General features: G+C 41.5%; 19 protein-coding genes. 15 read left to right on the top strand and 4 right to left on the bottom strand.

The window, feature by feature from the left end; translation table 11 throughout:
• Positions 1–97: 97 nt before the first annotated feature.
• The 3 genes from desA to BA79_RS07655 all read right to left on the bottom strand — a co-directional run bounded on the left by desA (position 98) and on the right by BA79_RS07655 (position 3,705).
• The gene (desA, locus tag BA79_RS07665) at positions 98–1,153 is read right to left on the bottom strand and encodes a Delta(5) desaturase DesA (protein WP_035702000.1); all 1,056 of its coding nucleotides are present in this window, start codon (positions 1,151–1,153) and stop codon (positions 98–100) included.
• Positions 1,154–1,342: 189 nt separating this feature from the next.
• Positions 1,343–2,785, bottom strand: a complete 1,443-nt coding sequence (locus BA79_RS07660) for a DEAD/DEAH box helicase (protein WP_017358282.1) — start codon at positions 2,783–2,785, stop codon at positions 1,343–1,345.
• Between the two features lie 116 nt (positions 2,786–2,901).
• Positions 2,902–3,705 carry an NAD kinase gene (locus BA79_RS07655; protein WP_035701998.1) on the bottom strand — a complete coding sequence of 268 codons (804 nt, stop codon included), beginning with the start codon at positions 3,703–3,705 and terminating at the stop codon, positions 2,902–2,904.
• A 447-nt stretch (positions 3,706–4,152) separates the two neighbouring features.
• On the opposite strand from BA79_RS07655, the gene sppA reads away from it, so the two are divergent.
• The 14 genes from sppA to BA79_RS07585 all read left to right on the top strand — a co-directional run bounded on the left by sppA (position 4,153) and on the right by BA79_RS07585 (position 17,520).
• Complete coding sequence (gene sppA / locus BA79_RS07650) at positions 4,153–5,154, top strand: signal peptide peptidase SppA (RefSeq protein WP_008343134.1); 1,002 nt, start codon at positions 4,153–4,155, stop codon at positions 5,152–5,154.
• A gap of 14 nt (positions 5,155–5,168) precedes the next feature.
• Positions 5,169–5,693 (top strand): RDD family protein, encoded by a 525-nt coding sequence (locus BA79_RS07645; protein WP_007501737.1) that lies wholly within the window; start codon positions 5,169–5,171, stop codon positions 5,691–5,693.
• Positions 5,694–5,793: 100 nt separating this feature from the next.
• Complete coding sequence (locus BA79_RS07640) at positions 5,794–6,501, top strand: DUF2953 domain-containing protein (RefSeq protein ID WP_008343138.1); 708 nt, start codon at positions 5,794–5,796, stop codon at positions 6,499–6,501.
• Positions 6,502–6,515: 14 nt separating this feature from the next.
• Positions 6,516–6,968 (top strand): GerW family sporulation protein, encoded by a 453-nt coding sequence (ytfJ, locus tag BA79_RS07635; RefSeq protein ID WP_007501733.1) that lies wholly within the window; start codon positions 6,516–6,518, stop codon positions 6,966–6,968.
• Positions 6,969–7,080: 112 nt separating this feature from the next.
• Positions 7,081–7,581, top strand: coding sequence for a thiol peroxidase (gene tpx, locus BA79_RS07630; RefSeq protein WP_007501731.1), 501 nt, complete (start codon positions 7,081–7,083; stop codon positions 7,579–7,581).
• An 88-nt stretch (positions 7,582–7,669) separates the two neighbouring features.
• Complete coding sequence (locus tag BA79_RS07625; RefSeq protein ID WP_035701994.1) at positions 7,670–8,644, top strand: class I SAM-dependent methyltransferase; 975 nt, start codon at positions 7,670–7,672, stop codon at positions 8,642–8,644.
• A 229-nt stretch (positions 8,645–8,873) separates the two neighbouring features.
• Positions 8,874–10,058: an acetate kinase gene (locus tag BA79_RS07620; protein ID WP_007501728.1), complete on the top strand. Its 1,185-nt coding sequence runs from the start codon at positions 8,874–8,876 to the stop codon at positions 10,056–10,058.
• A 99-nt stretch (positions 10,059–10,157) separates the two neighbouring features.
• Positions 10,158–10,673 carry a MogA/MoaB family molybdenum cofactor biosynthesis protein gene (locus BA79_RS07615; protein WP_035701991.1) on the top strand — a complete coding sequence of 172 codons (516 nt, stop codon included), beginning with the start codon at positions 10,158–10,160 and terminating at the stop codon, positions 10,671–10,673.
• Between the two features lie 173 nt (positions 10,674–10,846).
• Positions 10,847–12,058: an argininosuccinate synthase gene (locus BA79_RS07610; RefSeq protein WP_008343148.1), complete on the top strand. Its 1,212-nt coding sequence runs from the start codon at positions 10,847–10,849 to the stop codon at positions 12,056–12,058.
• Positions 12,055–13,428, top strand: coding sequence for an argininosuccinate lyase (gene argH, locus BA79_RS07605; protein ID WP_008343150.1), 1,374 nt, complete (start codon positions 12,055–12,057; stop codon positions 13,426–13,428). The genes BA79_RS07610 and argH overlap by 4 nt, the downstream gene beginning before the upstream one ends.
• Positions 13,429–13,546: 118 nt before the next feature.
• A complete protein-coding gene (locus BA79_RS07600) occupies positions 13,547–14,452 on the top strand; it encodes a phosphotransferase (RefSeq protein ID WP_035701988.1) in 906 nt (301 codons plus the stop codon).
• A gap of 95 nt (positions 14,453–14,547) precedes the next feature.
• Positions 14,548–15,303: an SDR family oxidoreductase gene (locus BA79_RS07595; protein WP_008343153.1), complete on the top strand. Its 756-nt coding sequence runs from the start codon at positions 14,548–14,550 to the stop codon at positions 15,301–15,303.
• Between the two features lie 66 nt (positions 15,304–15,369).
• On the top strand, positions 15,370–16,053 hold the full coding sequence (locus tag BA79_RS07590; protein ID WP_017358276.1) for a metal-dependent hydrolase: 684 nt from the start codon (positions 15,370–15,372) through the stop codon (positions 16,051–16,053).
• Positions 16,054–16,197: 144 nt separating this feature from the next.
• Positions 16,198–17,520, top strand: a complete 1,323-nt coding sequence (locus BA79_RS07585) for a CBS domain-containing protein (RefSeq protein WP_017358275.1) — start codon at positions 16,198–16,200, stop codon at positions 17,518–17,520.
• Positions 17,521–17,720: 200 nt separating this feature from the next.
• Here BA79_RS07585 and BA79_RS07580 read toward each other — a convergent pair whose 3' ends face one another.
• Entirely contained in the window at positions 17,721–18,023 is a 303-nt protein-coding gene (locus BA79_RS07580; RefSeq protein ID WP_008343164.1) for a YtpI family protein, read from the bottom strand.
• A gap of 147 nt (positions 18,024–18,170) precedes the next feature.
• Between BA79_RS07580 and BA79_RS07575 the strand changes: the two genes are divergently transcribed.
• On the top strand, positions 18,171–19,112 hold the full coding sequence (locus BA79_RS07575) for a DHH family phosphoesterase (RefSeq protein WP_035701985.1): 942 nt from the start codon (positions 18,171–18,173) through the stop codon (positions 19,110–19,112).
• Positions 19,113–19,156: the final 44 nt, after the last annotated feature.

Below are 19,156 nucleotides of genomic sequence, written 5' to 3'. Positions count from 1 at the left end.
CGTTTGCGTTCTTTCCTTACTTTATCAAATTCAACTTACGGTTGCATCCTGTAAATGGCAACAAGCTCCTTCTAGAGTAAGAAAGAGCTTGCGCCAATTATGCATTCTTCTTCAGAATGTCTCCTTTAATGACAGGTGCGGGCATCTTCTTAGATTGCCGTGCTTCTTTAAAGGTAACGAATGCTTTCGTTTCTTCATCCCAAAGTCTAAATTTCATTGATTCGATACTTGTTTTTAACGTGATGGTTGGAACATTTTGAAGCGGCTCACTGTGCTCATGGGCATGTTCTAAATGATAATTCGGTACCCTCGGGCTTAAATGATGGACATGGTGGTAACCAATATTGCCTGTTAACCATTGAAGAAGCTTTGGCAATTTGTAAAAAGAACTGCCTTCTACAGCTGCCTGCACATAATTCCAATGTTCATCTGCTTCAAAGTAAGAATCTTCAAATGTATGCTGCACATAAAACAACCATACGCCGATTGATCCTGAGATCAGGAAGATTGGACCTTGGACAAGCAGGAACTCCTGCCAGCCAAAAAGAAGACACGTTGCAGTTGCTAGCGCAATGATGCTCACGTTTGTGAAATACGTGTTCCAGCGCTCTTTTTTACGAGCATTTTTGACGTTGAAACGGTTTTTTAAGAGAAAAACAAAGATCGGTCCTAAAATAAACATCACAAAAGGATTACGGTAAAATCTGTAGCGAAATTTCGTCCAAGCTGATGCTTCTTGATATTCTTTGACTGTCAGGAGCCAAATGTCGCCAGTACCTCGTTTGTCTAGATTACTGCTTGTGGCATGGTGAATTGAATGATCTCTTTGCCATTGAAGATAAGGGAAAAGGGTGAGTACGCCCGTTACAAAACCGAACAGGTGATTCAGCGGCTTTTGTTTAAAAAAGGATTGATGGCAGCAGTCGTGAAAAATAATAAAGACACGTACTAAAAAACCAGCTGAAATAACCGCAAAGAAGAGGGTTAAAAGGTAGGAGATGTTCAGGCTATAATAGGCAAGAAACCAAAGCCCCAAAAATGGAATGAATGTATTAAAGAGTTGAATGATACTTTTTTTTGAATTAGCACCAGAGAATTGGCCAACTTGTTTTCTTAAAGTGGCTTGCTGCTGTGTGTTTGTTGAAGTCGTCATGAACGTTCAAGTCCTTTCCGTTTCTTTCTACTTCAAAGTATAGAAGGAAAGGTGTCATGCTCATAGTAGCACCCATCATGTATTCAATATGACATTTGTCATGTTGGACGCGGGAAAGGCTGATGGTTCAAGGGTTGTAAGCTTATTTTATTTTAAATAAAAAAAGTAAAGGCGCTTAGCCTTCACTTTTTATGCACGTGCTTCATGTACTTTTAACTGCTTGCCTTTAATCGTTGTGTGGCGCATGGCATTTAGCACAAGAGGGCCTTTGCCATTTAAGATATCTACATATGTTTTCGTTTCCTGAATGGTAATAATCCCAATGTCATCAAACGCAACGCCGTCTATTTTGGCGATCGTTCCAACGAAATCAACTGCCCGGAGTTTCTTTTTCTTCCCGCCGTTAAAATATAGCTTCATAATATCTTTTTCTATGCCGGCCTGCTTATTTTCCTTTTGAATCGGTGTTTCAATTTTTTCTTCAAAGCTTGCCACATGCTGTTCTGCTTCTTCTTTTGTAGGGTAAGGCTGAATTTGAAAATGAATACCAGCTTCCTCTTTTAATTCTTCAATAAGCGGCTGCCCGTGCCTTGTCATAAACGCAATCGTTTTTCCGCTTTTACCCGCTCTGCCAGTTCTTCCGGTCCGGTGAATATAGCGTTCTTTTTCATATGGCAAGTCGTAATGAATGACATGTGTCATATCACTGACATCAATTCCTCGGGCTGCAATATCTGTTGCGATCAAATAACGGAATTCTCCGTTTTTGAATTCATCCATGACAGCAAAGCGGTCTTCCTGCCTCATCCCGCCATGAATCTTATCGCAAGGAACATCCCACTCATCCAGCTTCATCGTCAGCTCATTCACTCGCTCCTGCGTATTGCAAAAAATGATACAGCTATCTGGATTTTCAATGACAATCGTTCGTTGAAGTAATGAATACTTGCCTTCTTCCTCGGTTTCAATCAACGTGTGGGTGATTTGCTGCTTCGTCGTTTCCTCCCGAGCAATCTCTATCACTTTTGGCGATTGTAAAAACTGCTCACTCAAATCCTTCATTTCATCAGACATCGTCGCTGAAAATAACATCGACATCCGCTTTGGCGGCAGATGCTGAATAATAGAAGAGACTTGATCAATAAATCCCATGTTCAGCATTTCGTCTGCTTCATCTAACACGAAAAATGACAGATTGTCTAAAGAAAGTGTCCCTTTTTCGAGGTGATCCAATATTCGTCCTGGCGTTCCGCACACAATGTGGTTCTTTTGTGCAAGCTCTATTTTTTGTGCTTGAAATGGAGCTTTTCCATAAATGGCGGCCGCTTTGATTCGTTTAAATCGTCCGAGGCTGGTCAGATCCTGTTTGACCTGCATGGCAAGTTCTCTTGTTGGGACGAGGATGAGGGCTTGAGGTTTATTCTCAGCCCAATCCACCATTTCACAAATTGGCAGACCGTAGGCTGCTGTTTTGCCACTGCCTGTCTGAGATTTGACAATGAGGTCCTGCTTTGAAAAAGCAACGGATAATGTCTCGTGCTGGACGGGTGTAGGTGTATGGAAATGAAGCGCTTCTAGCGCTTGTTTCAATTCATCGCTTAATGGATATTGATCAAAATGTTGTAATGGCATCGTGTTCTCCTTTTCGTACATGTATACTTGTGACATCATACCATATCTTTTCAAAGACACCATGACCTTGAATGAAAAGGCATGAAAAAAAGCCCCATAAAGGAGCTTTTCAATAATTAAAGGAATCTGCGTTTCACTTTTTCCCAATAGGAATTATCTTTTAATTTGACTGTTTTGATCACTTTACCAGAAAGGCCAATGTCAATTTGTTTGACATGTTTTGTACCTAACGCTTCGTTATCAAGACCGATAATTGGGTGGTCGTTACCGTCCTGAACAACCTTTAGTGTCAGCTTGCGGTCACTGCTTAAAATGAAAGGAGCTCCAAGTGTACGGTATGAGTTGTTATTCAGCGATGCCAGCTCGGTTACTTGCATACACGGAAGCATCGGATCCACCACGGCGCCGTTTACAGATTTATTGTAGGCCGTTGAACCGGTCGGAGTGGAAATAATCATCCCGTCGCCTCTAAAGGTTTCAAAATGGAAATCATCTATATACACATCGATGACAAATGTTTTAATGATGCTAGAGCGGATCGACAGTTCGTTTAAGCAATGGAACTGGTTTATACTGTCAACGCTTACATCGATGATCGGATATTTTCTCACTTCAATTTGTTCAGTATTCATGGCATCAATCATTTGATCAAAATGTTCTAACGAAAAATCGCAGTATAGGTGCGAATTCTCTGTTTTTGATACCCCTACATACAAGCAGTCATCCCGGAAGTTCGTTTTGCGAACCGCTTGAAGAAATGTACCATCTCCACCAATTGAAGCAATGATATGGGCATCTTCTGCACGCTTTACGACGTGAAAGCCTTGATCGGTAGCGAGCTTCTCCAGAGAAGAAATGTGTCCATCCAATTCATGATCTTTTTTGTAAAAGAAAAATACATTGCGACGATTGTCTGTCATTGACGTTCTCCCCTTTGTTGTCAAAAATAGATTTCGAGTAGTAAAGGGCTTACATAAAAACCCTTGTTCACATTTTACACTTTTTTCATATGAAAGTAAAAATATTAGAAAGACGCTTCATCATGATAGAGGCTTCCATTTAAGAAATGAGTCATTGTAAGTGATTAGACGACGCTGACTTTGAGCATAATTTAATAGCTCATTTTGGAAGAAAGAGAGGTCTGGGCGTTTCGTTGTGAAGATGGTCTGAGCTATTAGATATAGGGAGAGGATAAAATAACCAATTTTTCGTCATGATGAGCAAATGATAGAAGATGTAAAGTTGATCGTCATTTCACATCGGTGCTATCATATGTTGAAATGAAATGTAAAAAAACCACAGTTCCTGTGAAACATTTCATGTGTGTATTCGTATGAACGAAGTGAGACAAAAAGGAGGAGAAAGAAATGAATGCGAAAAGATGGGTAGCCTTAATCATTGCACTTGGTGTTTTTGGCTTTTCGATTGTGATTAGTATCACGACGGCCTTGTATGAAAGCTTCAATGATAATAAGATGAGCTATCAATTCGGGGACGAAATCGAAGAAAAGGTACTAGAGGATGGCAGCGGAGCGAGTAAAATTGCTGTACTTGAGATTAATGGTACGATTCAAGATAACGGTGGTGCATCCAGCCTTTTAGGCGGGGAAGCATATGATCATCGTGCGTTCTTAAAAGAATTAGATAAAGCAAAAGACGATGCGTCTGTGAAAGGTGTCTTGCTGCGTGTCAACTCTCCTGGCGGCGGTGTCTATGAAAGTGCTGAAATACATAAAAAATTAGAAGAAGTAAAGAAAGCGAAGAAGCCAATTTATGTTTCCATGGGTTCAATGGCGGCTTCTGGCGGCTATTATGTATCCACTCCAGCGAAAAAAATCTTTGCTTCACCTGAAACGTTAACAGGCTCTCTAGGGGTCATCATGCAAAGTTTGAATTATGCAAAGCTGGCAGATAATTTAGGCATCAAATATGAAACCATTAAAAGTGGAAAATTCAAAGACATCATGTCTCCAAATCGTGATATGACAAAAGATGAGCGTGCTATCATGCAAAGCATGGTTGACAACTCTTATGAAGGCTTTGTGAAAGTCATTTCTGAAGGACGCGGCATGTCTAAGCAGGACGTCAAGAAAATTGCTGACGGCCGGGTCTATGACGGAACACAGGCGAAATCGAACGGATTAGTGGATGAGCTTGGGTACTATGAAGATGCACTAAAAGCAATGAAGAAAAATGAAAAAGGCCTAAAAGGAGCAAAGGTTATCAGCTATTCACAAAGCTTTGGCTGGAACTCTCTTTTCAATATGAGTGCAAGCAAGCTCTTTAAAAGCGAAATTGATTTTCTGAACTTAAAAGAAACACTGGCTGGCTCAAATGGGTCTAAACCGATGTATCTCTATTCAAAATAAAGGAGGGATCATAGATGGATTCTACATTCGATGAAGTAACGGAAAGTCGCAGCCAAGAGGGAGAATCAAGGCCGACTCTTGCGAAGCGCACTTCAATTGAAGCGCAGGCCTTTGCAGGTTTCTGGATTAGATTTTGGGCATTTATCCTAGATTGGCTCGTCGTATGGGGTGTTAACCATTTGACGGTTTCTCCAATCTTTAGTCTCTTTGGCTGGTCAAAAGGGGGAGGCTGGTTTTCCCCATTTTCCGTCACAACCACAATTGTCTTTCTGCTTTATTTTGCGATCATGACGAAGATTTTCCAACAAACACTTGGAAAGATGGTGTTTGGAATCAAAGTCGTCTCACTTCAGCCGGAGAAGAAGCTGTCATGGGATGTCATTTTCTTTAGAGAAATTGTGGGGCGATATATTAATACGCTTTTTGTTCTCTATGCTGTGGTTGGGTTCACGCCGAAAAAGCAAGGGGTTCATGACTACTTTGCAGATACGGTGGTTGTTCATGAACATTTATATGAAAAAACAGAATCAAACGCATAACCAAAGAGAGTTTGGCCGGGTACCGGTCAAACTCTTTTTTGGGTGATTGGGTATAAAATCCAGAAGGAGAGCCATAATCGTAGAGGAAGCATCATTTGTTATGGAGGAAGTGAGCACAGTGCTGTACGTTTGGATCGCAGCTTTTTTGTTCCTTGTGATCTTATTGATCTTTATGAAAGTGACCATTTCACTGGACTATTCACATGCAAATGACAATGACCATATTGCGGTGAAGATCATCACCTTATATGGAATCGTCAGACTGAAGAAAGACATTCCGATGGTGAAAGTGAATACGGAAGATCAAACGATTGATATTCGTGAAAAGAAAATGGCCAGCACCAAAACGCCTAATCAAGAAAAAGAAACCATGCATAAAAAAGTGGGAAAACGTGATGTGAAAGAAATCCTTCATCAAATGGAGCGTATTACAAAAGAGATTGTCGATCTAAACCGGATCATGCGAAAGTTCTTCATTCATATAAAAATCGTCTCATTTCACTGGTCCACATGGATTGGTTTTCATGACGCAGCTTTAACAGGTGTAGCAGCCGGCGGTGTGTGGTCAGTCAAAGGAGCACTTCTTGCCTTTATGCAGGAGCATCTCACCTTTAAGCACAAACCCGTCTATGAAGTGATTCCCGCTTTTCAGCACAATGTATCACAGACACACTTTGCATGTATAGCTTATTTTCGGATTGGACATGCTATGCTTGCAGCCATTCGATTACTTGTCCATTGGTTAAAAGGGAGAAAGGCGAGAAAAAATGCCTCTCTTCAAGCAACGAAGAATGAATCATCTGTTTAAGGAGGAACCCGAAAATGGCAGATCATCCAATCCAAGGTCTGATGAAGACAGCGATGGAAAACTTAAAAGAAATGATTGATGTGAACACGATCATCGGCGATCCAGTCGAAACCCCTGACGGCAGTGTCATTCTCACTGTGTCAAAGGTTGGTTTTGGATTTGCAGCCGGCGGCAGTGAATTCAACGGTAACCAAAAGAAAGAAAAACGGTCTGATGAACAAGAACGAAAAGAACCGAGACTCCCATTTGGAGGCGGAAGCGGCGGGGGAGTATCGATTACACCAATCGCCTTTTTAATTGTGGGAACAAATGGCGTTAGAATGCTTCATTTGGATGAACACACACATCTGCTCGATAAAATATTGGATTCTGCTCCTCAAGCAATTGAACGTCTTCAGCACATGTTTAAGAAGGATGAACGGGAGCATCGTCACAAAGAACGAAAACTAGATGACATAGACCTTTAAAAAGTTAGCTGCCCTGCAGTTAACTTTTTTTTCAAAATGGACGATTAGGCTTTGCAGTTTTTTGCTTTCTCTACTATGATAGAACCATACATTTGATAAGGGAGGAATTGTTTTGGCATCGATCACATTTAAAGGGAGCCCAGTAACGCTTGTAGGAAATGAAGTGAAAGTAGGCGAGCAGGCTCCAGATTTCACGGTATTAACGAACTCACTAGGGGAAGTTTCACTTTCTGATTTAACAGGAAAAGTGACGATTATCTCAGTGATTCCTTCTATTGATACAGGTGTGTGTGACGCACAAACAAGACGTTTCAATGAAGAGGCAGCCGGCTTAGGTCCGGTCAATATTTATACCATTAGTGCAGACCTACCATTTGCACAAGCACGCTGGTGCGGAGCAAACGGAATTGAAAATGTCGAAACATTATCTGATCATAGAGATATGTCATTTGGTGAAGCGTTTGGTTTATATATGAAAGAATTGCGTTTATTGGCGCGTGCGGTCTTCGTATTAGACCCAAGCGGAAAAGTGGTTTACACTGAGTATGTAAGCGAAGCAACCAATCATCCAAATTATGAAAAAGCCATTGAGGCTGCGAAATCACTGTTATAAAAGCAGCATCGACAAGAGCTCCGGCTTCATACTGGGGCTCTTTTCAATGAGAACATATAGCTTTTAACAAAGCGAGGAGAGAAAAGCATTGCAGAAAGATCAAGTGAGTACGATTTTTGAGCTGCTCGATACAGCTTCAATTCGTTTAAAAAAGGAACAGAACATTTCCTATATTGAAGCATTGGCAGAAGCAGGAGAAGCCTTTTTCCAGTCAAATGATCGAAACGGTTTACTAAAAGATTTAATAGAGAAAGCAGATTTCGCCTCTTATGATCATGAGCAGATTCGTAAAGCGTTTCAGCTCGCCGTACTGAAAGGACAAAAAGATATTTCACATCCAAACCGGCAGATGACACCTGATACAATTGGTCTGTTTGTCAGCTATTTGGTCAATAAATTTTTAGAAGGACAAAAAGAGCTGGTTGTCTTTGATCCAGCAGCAGGAACAGGGAATTTACTGCTTGCGGTCCTCAACAATGTAACAGCAGAAACAACACGCGGTTATGCCTCTGAAATTGATGACGTGCTCATTAAAATTGCGTGGGCACAAGCGAACTTAGAAGAAAAAGAAGTAGAGCTTTTCCACCAGGACAGCCTTGAGCCGCTTCTTATCTCACCTGCAGATGTTGCTGTATGCAGTCTTCCTGTCGGGTATTATCCAAATGATGAGCGCGCTAAAGACTATGAATTAAAGGCAAAAGAAGGTCATTCCTTTGCGCATTATTTATTCATTGAGCAAAGTCTTCGTTACACGAAAGAAGGAGGCTTCTTATTCTTCATCATTCCAAACGATTTGTTTGAAGGAAAAGAAAGCGTACAATTAAAGGATTTCATCAAAGAACATGCATATATGAATGCGTTAATTCAGCTGCCAGTCTCTATGTTCAAAGACAAAAAGCATGCCAAAAGCTTATTTGTGATGCAAAAGAAAAAAGAGGGGCTCGAAGCACCGAAACGTATGCTATTTGCCAATCTGCCATCTTTCTCACAGAAGGAAGCAATGGTTGGCGTCATGAGAAAATTAGACCAATGGTTTATAGAAGAAAAAGAAACGAAAGAATAGCCAGAGTGATGTCTGGCTATTTTATTATTCAGAAAATAACGACTTATTGATGTAAGCGGTAACAGTTCGAAGGTGTACTTGAAATGCAAAGTTTTCAATGTTTAAATGAAAAAGTCAGATATTTTTCGGACTTATCGTTAAACTATAAAAGACCCGTTCAAACAGGTTGAATATAGCACCGAAAAAACGTGAAACCTTATATAACAACTGAGTAAAAGGAGCGACAGTAATGTCCAAAATTATTGCAATCAACGCAGGAAGCTCATCTCTTAAATTCCAATTGTTCGACATGCCAGAAGAAACCGTTTTAACAAAAGGTCTTGTTGAAAGAATCGGAATGGACAACAGTATCTTCACGATTTCTGTAGATGGAGAAAAGAAAACAGAAGTCACAGATATTCCAGATCATGCAGTAGCGGTTAAAATGCTGCTTGAAAAACTAATTGAATTTAACATCATCAAAGACTTTAATGAAATTGATGGCGTAGGACACCGCGTCGTTCACGGCGGAGAAAAATTCAGCGATTCTGTTGTATTAACAGATGAAGTCATTAATGACATTGATCAGCTTTCAGAGCTTGCACCACTTCACAACCCTGCAAACGTTGTAGGAATCAAAGCATTTAAACAAATTCTGCCTGACGTACCAGCGATTGCTGTGTTCGATACAGCGTTCCACCAAACAATGCCAGAGCAGTCTTACCTATACAGCCTTCCGTACGACTACTACAAAAACTTTGGTATTCGTAAATACGGATTCCACGGGACAAGCCATAAGTTCGTAACAGAGCGTGCAGCAGAGCTATTAGGCCGTCCTCTTGAAGAGCTTCGTTTGATTTCTTGCCACCTTGGAAATGGTGCAAGTATCGCAGCAGTTGAAGGCGGAAAATCAATCGATACGTCAATGGGCTTCACACCACTTGCGGGTGTTGCAATGGGAACACGTTCAGGTAACATTGACCCTGCCCTTATTCCATTTATTATGGAGAAAACAGGACATACAGCGGAAGAAGTACTTTCTACTTTGAATAAGAAGAGTGGTCTTTTAGGTGTGTCTGGTCTTTCAAGTGATCTTCGTGATATCGAAGAAGCGACAGAAGAAGGAAACGACCGTGCAGAAGTAGCACTAGATATTTTTGCAAGCCGTATTCATAAATACATCGGTTCTTATGCAGCGAGAATGAATGGTGTAGATGCCATCATCTTCACAGCTGGAATCGGTGAAAACAGCTCAGAAGTGAGAGCACGTGTACTTCGTGGTCTAGAATTCATGGGCGTATACTGGGATCCATCTCTTAACAACATGAGAGGCGAAGAAGCATTCATCAGCTACCCTCACTCTCCTGTAAAAGTCATCGTGATTCCAACGAACGAAGAAGTCATGATTGCAAGAGACGTTATGCGTTTAGCGTAACATCCTTTTAAAGCTCTTTTCCTCAGCGGAAAAGGGCTTTTTTCTATTGAAATCAGCATGCTATAATGTGAGGCAATATGAAAGGAGCGGTGTGAAGAGATGAGCGCCCAAGAACATAAACGCGAAGCGAGAACGAGGCTTCATGTAAAAGTCATTACCGTCAGTGATACAAGGACAAAAGAAACAGATAAAAGCGGCCGTCTGATGATTGATTTGCTCAAAGAACAAGGGCATCTTATTCTTGCATACGATATTGTGAAAGATCACATTGGAGCGATTCAAGACGCCGTTTTAGAAGGAACAAGTGAAGCGAAGATTGATGCTGTCTTGTTAAACGGGGGAACTGGTATTGCAGCAAGGGACGTCACGATTGAATCCATTACCCCTCTTTTCTCAAAAGAGCTGCCGGGCTTTGGAGAAATTTTTCGCATGCTGAGCTATACAGAAGATATTGGATCAGCCGCTATCTTATCTAGAGCGTCGGCAGGGGTGATTAACCAAAAAGCCGTTTTTGCCACACCAGGCTCTACCGGAGCAGTTCGGTTAGCCATGACCAAACTCATTATTCCAGAGCTTCCTCATGTCTTGCGAGAGCTTGAAAAAGATCAAAAATAGCCCAAAATGACTCTGCCAAGAAAATTTGGCAGAGTTTTTTTCATAAAGGGGTTGAAAAAACAATTTTTCCTTGTTACAGTGTATACATACTAAATGCATGTTTATAAATTAAAACTTATTTTTATGCAAAAAACATTCACAGAATCAAAACAAGCGAGAGGAGCTTTTCAAACATGTCACAAAATAAAAAAGTCGTATTAGCATATTCCGGAGGTCTTGATACCTCTGTTGCAGTTAAATGGTTACAGGAGCAAGGTTACGAAGTTGTTGCTTGCTGCCTGGACGTAGGTGAAGGAAAAGATTTAGCATTCGTTCAACAAAAAGCACTTCAAGTCGGAGCTGTTCAATCTTACATGATCGACGCAAAAGAAGAGTTTGCTGAAGAATTTGCACTTGCTGCACTGCAAGCACACACGATGTATGAAGGAAAATACCCACTCGTGTCTGCACTATCTCGTCCGCTCATTGCCAAAAAATTAGTGGAAGTCGCAGAGAAAGAAAATGCCGTAGCCGTTGCACACGGATGTACAGGGAAAGGAAACGACCAAGTTCGTTTTGAAGTATCAATCAAAGCATTGAATCCAGACCTAGAAGTTCTTGCACCAGTGCGTGAATGGAAATGGTCTCGTGATGAAGAAATCGATTATGCACAAAAGCACGGTATTCCAATTCCGATTAACTTAGATAGCCCATATTCAATCGACCAAAACCTTTGGGGCAGAAGTAACGAATGTGGTATTTTAGAAGATCCTTGGGCAGCGCCGCCAGAAGGTGCTTATGATCTGACAAATCCACTTGAAAAAACACCTGACACACCTGAAATCATTGAAATCACGTTTGAAAAAGGAAAACCAACAGCGATTGACGGAATCCAGTATTCATTATCTGATCTGATCCTTCATTTAAATGAAGTTGCTGGCCAGCATGGTGTAGGCAGAATCGATCATGTTGAAAACCGTCTTGTTGGAATCAAATCTCGTGAAGTATATGAGTGCCCAGGTGCAGTTACCCTATTAAAAGCACACAAAGAACTTGAAGACTTAACGCTTGTTAAAGAAGTAGCACACTTTAAGCCAATCGTTGAACAAAAAATGGCTGAATTAATATACAACGGCTTATGGTTCTCACCACTTAAATCAGCGCTAGATGCATTCTTACAAGAAACGCAAAAGAACGTAACAGGTGTTGTACGTGTGAAACTATTTAAAGGTCATGCCATTGTAGAAGGACGTAAATCACCATATTCACTTTATGATGAAAATCTAGCAACTTACACAAAAGCAGATGAATTCGATCATGATGCAGCTGTAGGATTTATTAACCTTTGGGGTTTACCAACAAAAGTAAACAGCATCGTGAATAAAAAGGAGCAGGTTAAAGCATGAAAAAGCTTTGGGGAGGCCGATTTCAAAAAACACCAGAAAAATGGGTCGATGAGTTTGGTGCATCCATTCATTTCGACAAACAATTAGTCAAAGAAGATCTGACCGGCTCCCTTGCCCATGCAAGTATGCTGAATAAATGCGGTATCATCGGCGATGAGGAGGCCGCTGCAATCAAAGACGGACTGAATACGCTCATGAAAAAGGCAGAGGCGGATGAACTCGATTTCTCAGTAGATTATGAGGACATTCATTTAAACCTTGAAAAAATGCTCATTGATGAGATTGGTCCGCTTGGCGGCAAATTGCACACAGCGAGAAGCCGGAATGATCAGGTCGCAACCGATATGCATTTATATTTGAATAACCAAGTAGAGCATATCATTGAGCTGATCTCTTCTTTTCAAACAGTGCTTGTAGAAAAAGCTGAACAGCACGTTGAAACAATTTTTCCAGGATATACGCACTTACAGCGTGCACAGCCTATTTCCTTTGCCCATCATATGCTTGCCTACTTTTGGATGCTTGAGCGGGACAAAGCGCGTTTTCAAGATTCATTGAAGCGGATTAATGTGTCACCACTTGGATGCGGGGCGTTAGCAGGAACGACATTCCCAATTGATCGTGAATATACAGCAGAGCTTCTTGGCTTTGACCATATTTACGAGAACAGCCTTGATGGCGTGAGTGATCGTGATTTCATTTTAGAGTTCTTGTCCAATAGCAGCCTTGTGATGATGCATCTCTCACGTCTTTGTGAGGAAATCATTTTATGGTGTTCTCAAGAATTCAAATTCATTGAGCTCGATGACACGTACGCAACAGGCAGCAGCATGATGCCGCAAAAGAAAAACCCGGATATGGCTGAATTGATCCGCGGAAAAACAGGGCGGGTATATGGCAACCTGATGGGGCTGCTCACGATTATGAAAGGCTTGCCGCTTACGTATAACAAAGATTTGCAAGAAGATAAAGAAGGCATGTTTGATACGGTGAAAACGATCGCTGGCAGCCTGCAAATCTTCACAGGCATGATTCAAACAATGACAGTGAACGAAGATGTCATGAAAAAAGCAACAAAAGAAGATTTCTCAAATGCGACCGAAGTGGCAGACTACCTTGCGAAAAAAGGCATGCCATTCCGTGAAGCACACGAAATCGTTGGAAAGCTTGTGTATACATGCATTCAAAAAGGCATCTACTTAAGTGACCTTCCATTTGAAACATTTACAGAAGCAAGCGGCCTCTTTGAACAAGACATTTACACTGTTCTTGATCCGTATGTTGCTGTTGAAAAAAGAACAAGTGCAGGTGGAACTGGATTTAAACAAATTCAGCTCGCTTTAGAAAAAGCAAAAGCCTGCCTAGCATAATTCGCCAAAACCATTCGTTTATACGGATGGTTTTTTTCATGGGAAAAAGGAGATTGATCTTCACTGGAGAAAATGAAAGCATACCAGTGTCAAGCTGAATAAGGAGTGACAACAGTTCATGAAGAAAACGCTGCAGGCTTTGTTTGATCAGCCTATCGTATCAGTGAAAACGTTAGGAGAACCATACGACGGCAGGGCTAATGATGTGTGGCTGATTTCCTTACAAGACCAAACGGAATATGTAGTGAAATCTCCAAAAACTGCAAGAGAAGAAAGTGAATTTGTGTATGGGACCAACATGATTTATGGAGTAGATGCCCGTACTGTACAAGAGCATCTTGATGAAATCAATGAAAAGCTGGCTCATACGAATTCCTTTCATATTCCGAAAGTTGTTCGTAAAGTGAAGAAGGCGGGGAAACACTTTTATGTCATGGAAAAAGTAGAAGGAATCCCTTTAACATCTTTTGAGGGCCGTTCAGCACAATTCTATAGGGATTACGGGAGGAAACTAGCGCATCTTCATTCATATCAAACAACCTTTTTCGGACCAGTATACGTGGGAGAAAAGAGACATTTGAGAGAATTCCATGCGCTGTTAAAAAAGGCAGTTTCCAAACTTATCAGCCGCTATTACGCTGATCAGCCTGAATATCAGGATTATGCAGAAAAGGTGCAGCAAAAGCTTGAAACGCTAAGTCCTCCTGATTCAGCCAGTCTCATTTTAATTGATTTAGACCCATCGCAATATATTGAAGACGATGATCAAGTGGCGAGTCTAGTTGATACGGAATATGTCGTATTTGGACCAGCTGCGTTTGATTTGATTGCACTCGAATACCTTTTGACGAAAGAAGCTGCACAAGCGGTTCAATTAGGATATGAAGAGATTTGCCCGCTTCCTCGCCAGCTTCATGAGGTGAGAGAATGCTATCGGTTTGTTTCGCTGCTTCTCGATATCCATGGTTCATGGGATATGAAAAAGTGGATGAATCACCCTATACGGTTTTCCCCTCATTGTTAAAGGGTTCAAAAGTGCGAAGGGAGCCGGTTTATAGTAAAGTAAAGATAACAAAAGAAACACATGAACTTGCAACCTTTGCTTTAGGAGGAGATTGTGTGCGACACGCATTAATAACAGCGGGTTCTAAAGGACTTGGCAGGAAAGTCACCGAGTCTTTACTGAATATGGGGTATTCTGTGACAGTGAATTATCGAAGTGATGATGAAGCTGTCCGGCAGATGAAAGAAGAACTGCAAGAATACGAAGAAAAGCTTCAATTTGTCCAAGGCGATGTGACAAACAAAGAAGATTTAAAAAACATGGTCGAGCTGGCAGCAGAGCGATTTGGGCGGATTGATGCCTTGATCAATAATGCTGGACCTTATATTTTTGAACGAAAAAAACTCGCGGATTACTCTGAAGACGAATGGTATCAAATGATGGAAGGCAACCTATCCGCAGTGTTCCATTTGTTCCGAATGGTGATCCCTATGATGAGAAAACAAGGCTTTGGCCGGATTATCACATATGGCTTCCAAGGTGCAGACCATGCGCCAGGATGGATGCATAGATCAGCCTTCGGAGCGGCAAAAGTGGGCCTTGCGTCATTGACGAAAACCATTGCGATTGAAGAAGCCGAAAACGGCATCACCGCTAATATGGTGTGTCCAGGCAAAATCGTTGGAGACATGAAAGAATCAACGATAGAGGAAGCACGTCAGATAAAAGACGATGAAACACCGATTGGTCGGTCTGGGACAGGTGAGGATATCGGTCGTATCATTTCATTTCTATGTGATGACCGTTCAGACCTCATTACAGGAACCGTCATTGAAGCAACAGGTGGTCTTAATGTGATTCACAGGCACTAAGTTTTTCAGCTTTTTATAGAGGGAATAGACAAAATGAGATCAAATTCGAAAGGTGGATATATTTACATGAAAGCTACATATCATGGACATTCAGTCGTACACATTGAAACAAACGGATACCATATTTGGATTGATCCATTTTTAAATGGAAATAAGCACACGGATATCAAACCGCAAGATGTGAAAGCAGATGTGATTTTGCTCACGCACGGGCATGGAGATCACGTCGGAGACACGGTTGAAATCGCTAAAAACAATGACGCACTCGTGATTGCGCCATTCGAACTTGCCACTTATTTAGGCTGGCAAGGGGTGAAAACACACCCGCTTTCTATTGGCGGCGGACGTGAATTTGAATTTGGTAAAGTCAAGCTGACGCAAGCGTTCCATGGCTCAGCGGTCATTGATGAAGAATCCAAAACGATTACGTATACAGGGATGCCATCCGGTATTTTATTTACTGCTGAAGGCAAAACAATTTATCATGCTGGAGACACGGCTCTCTTCTCGGATATGAAACTCATTGGGGAGCTGAATCATATTGAGCTCGCCTTCCTGCCAATAGGTGATAACTTCACGATGGGACCAGACGATGCGAGAATCGCAGCAGAGTGGCTTCGTGCGAAACAAGTCGTACCGATTCATTACAGTACATTCCCGCCGATTGAGCAAGATCCTCATGCCTTTGCAGACAGCTTGCATGGCGGCGTGGGTCACGTATTAAACAGCGGAGAATCCATCGATATTTAATAATAGGAAGAAAAGCCGGCATCCAACCGGCTTTTTTTATTTGCCTGTATCGTGCTCGTGTAAAAGACAAATTGCTATTAAAAGCCTCCTGCCTTTATAATGAAATATAGATGAAAACGCTGAAAACAAAAAGGGTGAACGGGATTGGCGACAAAGCATGAGCAAATTTTATCGTATATTGATTCATTGGATGTCGGAGAGAAAATTTCTGTCCGGCGTATAGCGAAAGAAATGAAAGTCAGTGAAGGCACGGCTTACCGGGCTATTAAGGATGCTGAAAATAAAGGGTTCGTGAGCACCATTGAACGAGTCGGTACCATTCGAATTGAACAGAAGAAAAAAGAAAATATTGAAAAGCTGACATATGCGGAAGTAGTCAATGTCATTGATGGTCAGGTGCTTGGCGGACGAGCCGGCTTACATAAAACGTTAAATAAATTTGTCATCGGTGCAATGGAACTGGATGCGATGATGCGATACACAGCAGCAGGCAACCTGTTAATCGTCGGAAACCGAATCAATGCTCACCGGCAAGCATTAGAGGCGGGAGCGGCTGTGTTGGTCACGGGCGGATTCTCAACAGATGATGAAATTATTCAGCTCGCAGATGAGCTTGAGCTGCCCATTTTATCAACAAGCTACGATACATTTACCGTAGCGGCTCTCATTAACCGGGCCATTTATGACCAGTTGATTAAAAAAGAAATTGTGCTTGTGGAGGATATTTTAACGCCGATAGAACGGACCGTCTATTTATCGCCAGAAGACAAACTTGAGAAATGGTATGAAAAGAATTATGAAACCGGGCACGGCCGGTTCCCGGTAGCAGACGATCAAATGAAAATTCACGGCATTTTGACCTCAAAGGATATTGCCGGCCATGACCGTTCTACACCGATTGAAAAGGTGATGACAAAAAATCCGTTGACCGTTATTGGCAAAACATCTGTCGCTTCAGCTGCACAAATGATGGTGTGGGAAGGTATTGAGGTGCTGCCAGTTGTAAATGATCATGCGAAGCTGATTGGGATGATTAGTCGTCAGGACGTGCTGAAGGCGCTGCAAATGATTCAAAAGCAGCCGCAGGTCGGTGAAAAGCTGGATGATGTCGTGTCACGAGGATTTAAGGAGACTGAGACAGAAAAACCAAAAACAGATGCGGTGTACCAATATGAAGTCTCACCACAAATGACAAATCAACTCGGTAATATTTCGTATGGTGTGTTTACACAAATTTTAATCGAATCAGCCAACCGCTTCTTAAAGTCTCATAAAAAAGGCGAACTAATTGTAGAAAGTCTTTCTGTCTATTTCTTAAAACCAGTTCAAATGGAATCCACGATACAGATCAAACCGAATATTTTAGAAGTTGGGCGCAAGTTTGGAAAGCTGGAAGTGGAAGTTTACCATCAGTCAAATATTGTAGGCAAAGCGATGTTGATGGTGCAGCTGATGGAGAGAGGATAAATGGCAAAAAAGGGCGGCATGAATGCGCCCTTTCAGCGTGTAACAAACCCTCGTATTCTTTATCAGTCCTGCGTGCTGATGCTCACGAATGACAAATTTGCTCCGTAAAAGTAGCTGTCCTTCCTAGACTGCAAAGGTTTTCTAACACGGTGAAAAGAAGAGAAAGGGCTAAAATCAAGTTCATTTTAGCCCTTTCTCTATTATGCGTGGTCTTTTTCGCCTTCCTTTAAAAAGAGCGGAAGATAGTGCTTATAGGCTTTATATCCGGCCCATGTACTGCCGATACCAACTGCAACAAAAACAAACCCAATGACAAATGCGAGTGACGAGCGGTTTAAAAATAATTGATTCACACCGAAGAGCAGGACAAAGCAGCCAAGTGCCATACTTGATTTGGCAGACCAGAATTTCTTTTCGACCGGCCGGTTCGTACGGACATTCTTTGCTTTGTAGTATAAATAAAACATGGCAGAACAAATAATAAACACAATCAAAACAAGCATGTGCCAAGCCTCCATTGTAAGTGGTTACAACCCTATTTTAAACGTAAATAGGCTTGCTTACTAGAATAAATTGTCTATTCCTCACTTTTCTGTCTGGGTAGATTATGATTTAATAATAAAAAGAGTATCGCATAAGAAGGAGTATTTATGAAAAAAGAACTGATTAGAACCATATCATTATATGACAACATCATCATTCATAGACATGTAAGACCTGATCCAGACGCATATGGATCGCAGTGCGGCCTTACGGAAATCTTGCGTGCCACCTATCCAGAAAAAAATATTTATGCGACAGGAACCCCTGAGCCATCCCTTTCATTTTTATATGAATTAGATGAGGTGCCAGATGAAGTGTACAAAGGTGCCCTTGTCATTGTCTGTGACACTGCGAATCAAGCAAGAATTGATGATCAGCGTTATTCAATGGGCGATAAGCTGATGAAAATTGATCATCATCCGAATGAAGATCCGTATGGTGATTTGCTTTGGGTTGATACAGAAGCAAGCTCTGTTAGTGAAATGATTTATGAGCTGTATTTAGAGGGGAAAGAAGAAGGATATCAGCTGAATACAAAGGCGGCAGAACTCATTTATGCCGGCATTGTAGGAGACACAGGCCGTTTCCTTTTCCCAAACACAACGAAAAAGACACTCAAATATGCGGGTGAACTCATCGAATATCCGTTTTCATCATCAGACCTTTTCAATCAATTGTATGAGACAGATTTGAATGTCGTGAAATTAAATGGCTATATTTTTCAACATATCTCCTTATCAGAGAATGGCGTAGCTTCTGTTTTTATTAAACGTGACATTTTGGAGTCATTCCAAACAACAGCGCAGCAAGCCTCACAGCTTGTTGGAACACTTGGAAATATTGCAGGGATTAAGGCATGGGTCTTTTTTGTGGAAGAGAACGATCAGATTCGTGTGAGATTCCGCTCAAAAGGCGTCGTCATTAACACCATTGCTAAAAAATATCATGGCGGAGGTCACCCGCTTGCAGCCGGTGCGTCCATATATGATTGGGCAGTTGCAGATGAGATTTTGCGTGATTTAGAAGAAGTATGTAAATCATCATCGTGAGAGAGGGGCTTCAAGTCCCCCCTCTCTTTTTTGAGCTTTGAGAA

It is taken from the genome of Bacillus altitudinis 41KF2b, from assembly GCF_000691145.1.
Taxonomy (GTDB): Bacteria; Bacillota; Bacilli; order Bacillales; family Bacillaceae; genus Bacillus; species Bacillus altitudinis.
This window is presented reverse-complemented; position numbering and strand designations above follow the sequence as displayed.

Coding starts and splice junctions, on each gene's coding strand:
- BA79_RS07610 (WP_008343148.1), top strand. CDS start 10,847: ATGTCACAAAATAAAAAAGTCGTATTAGCATATTCCGGAGGTCTTGAT.
- sppA (WP_008343134.1), top strand. CDS start 4,153: ATGAATGCGAAAAGATGGGTAGCCTTAATCATTGCACTTGGTGTTTTT.
- BA79_RS07615 (WP_035701991.1), top strand. CDS start 10,158: ATGAGCGCCCAAGAACATAAACGCGAAGCGAGAACGAGGCTTCATGTA.
- BA79_RS07590 (WP_017358276.1), top strand. CDS start 15,370: ATGAAAGCTACATATCATGGACATTCAGTCGTACACATTGAAACAAAC.
- BA79_RS07600 (WP_035701988.1), top strand. CDS start 13,547: ATGAAGAAAACGCTGCAGGCTTTGTTTGATCAGCCTATCGTATCAGTG.
- BA79_RS07660 (WP_017358282.1), bottom strand. CDS start 2,785: ATGCCATTACAACATTTTGATCAATATCCATTAAGCGATGAATTGAAA.
- BA79_RS07645 (WP_007501737.1), top strand. CDS start 5,169: ATGGATTCTACATTCGATGAAGTAACGGAAAGTCGCAGCCAAGAGGGA.
- ytfJ (WP_007501733.1), top strand. CDS start 6,516: ATGGCAGATCATCCAATCCAAGGTCTGATGAAGACAGCGATGGAAAAC.
- BA79_RS07575 (WP_035701985.1), top strand. CDS start 18,171: ATGAAAAAAGAACTGATTAGAACCATATCATTATATGACAACATCATC.
- BA79_RS07655 (WP_035701998.1), bottom strand. CDS start 3,705: ATGACAGACAATCGTCGCAATGTATTTTTCTTTTACAAAAAAGATCAT.
- BA79_RS07580 (WP_008343164.1), bottom strand. CDS start 18,023: ATGCTTGTTTTGATTGTGTTTATTATTTGTTCTGCCATGTTTTATTTA.
- desA (WP_035702000.1), bottom strand. CDS start 1,153: ATGACGACTTCAACAAACACACAGCAGCAAGCCACTTTAAGAAAACAA.
- BA79_RS07640 (WP_008343138.1), top strand. CDS start 5,794: ATGGAGGAAGTGAGCACAGTGCTGTACGTTTGGATCGCAGCTTTTTTG.
- argH (WP_008343150.1), top strand. CDS start 12,055: ATGAAAAAGCTTTGGGGAGGCCGATTTCAAAAAACACCAGAAAAATGG.
- BA79_RS07620 (WP_007501728.1), top strand. CDS start 8,874: ATGTCCAAAATTATTGCAATCAACGCAGGAAGCTCATCTCTTAAATTC.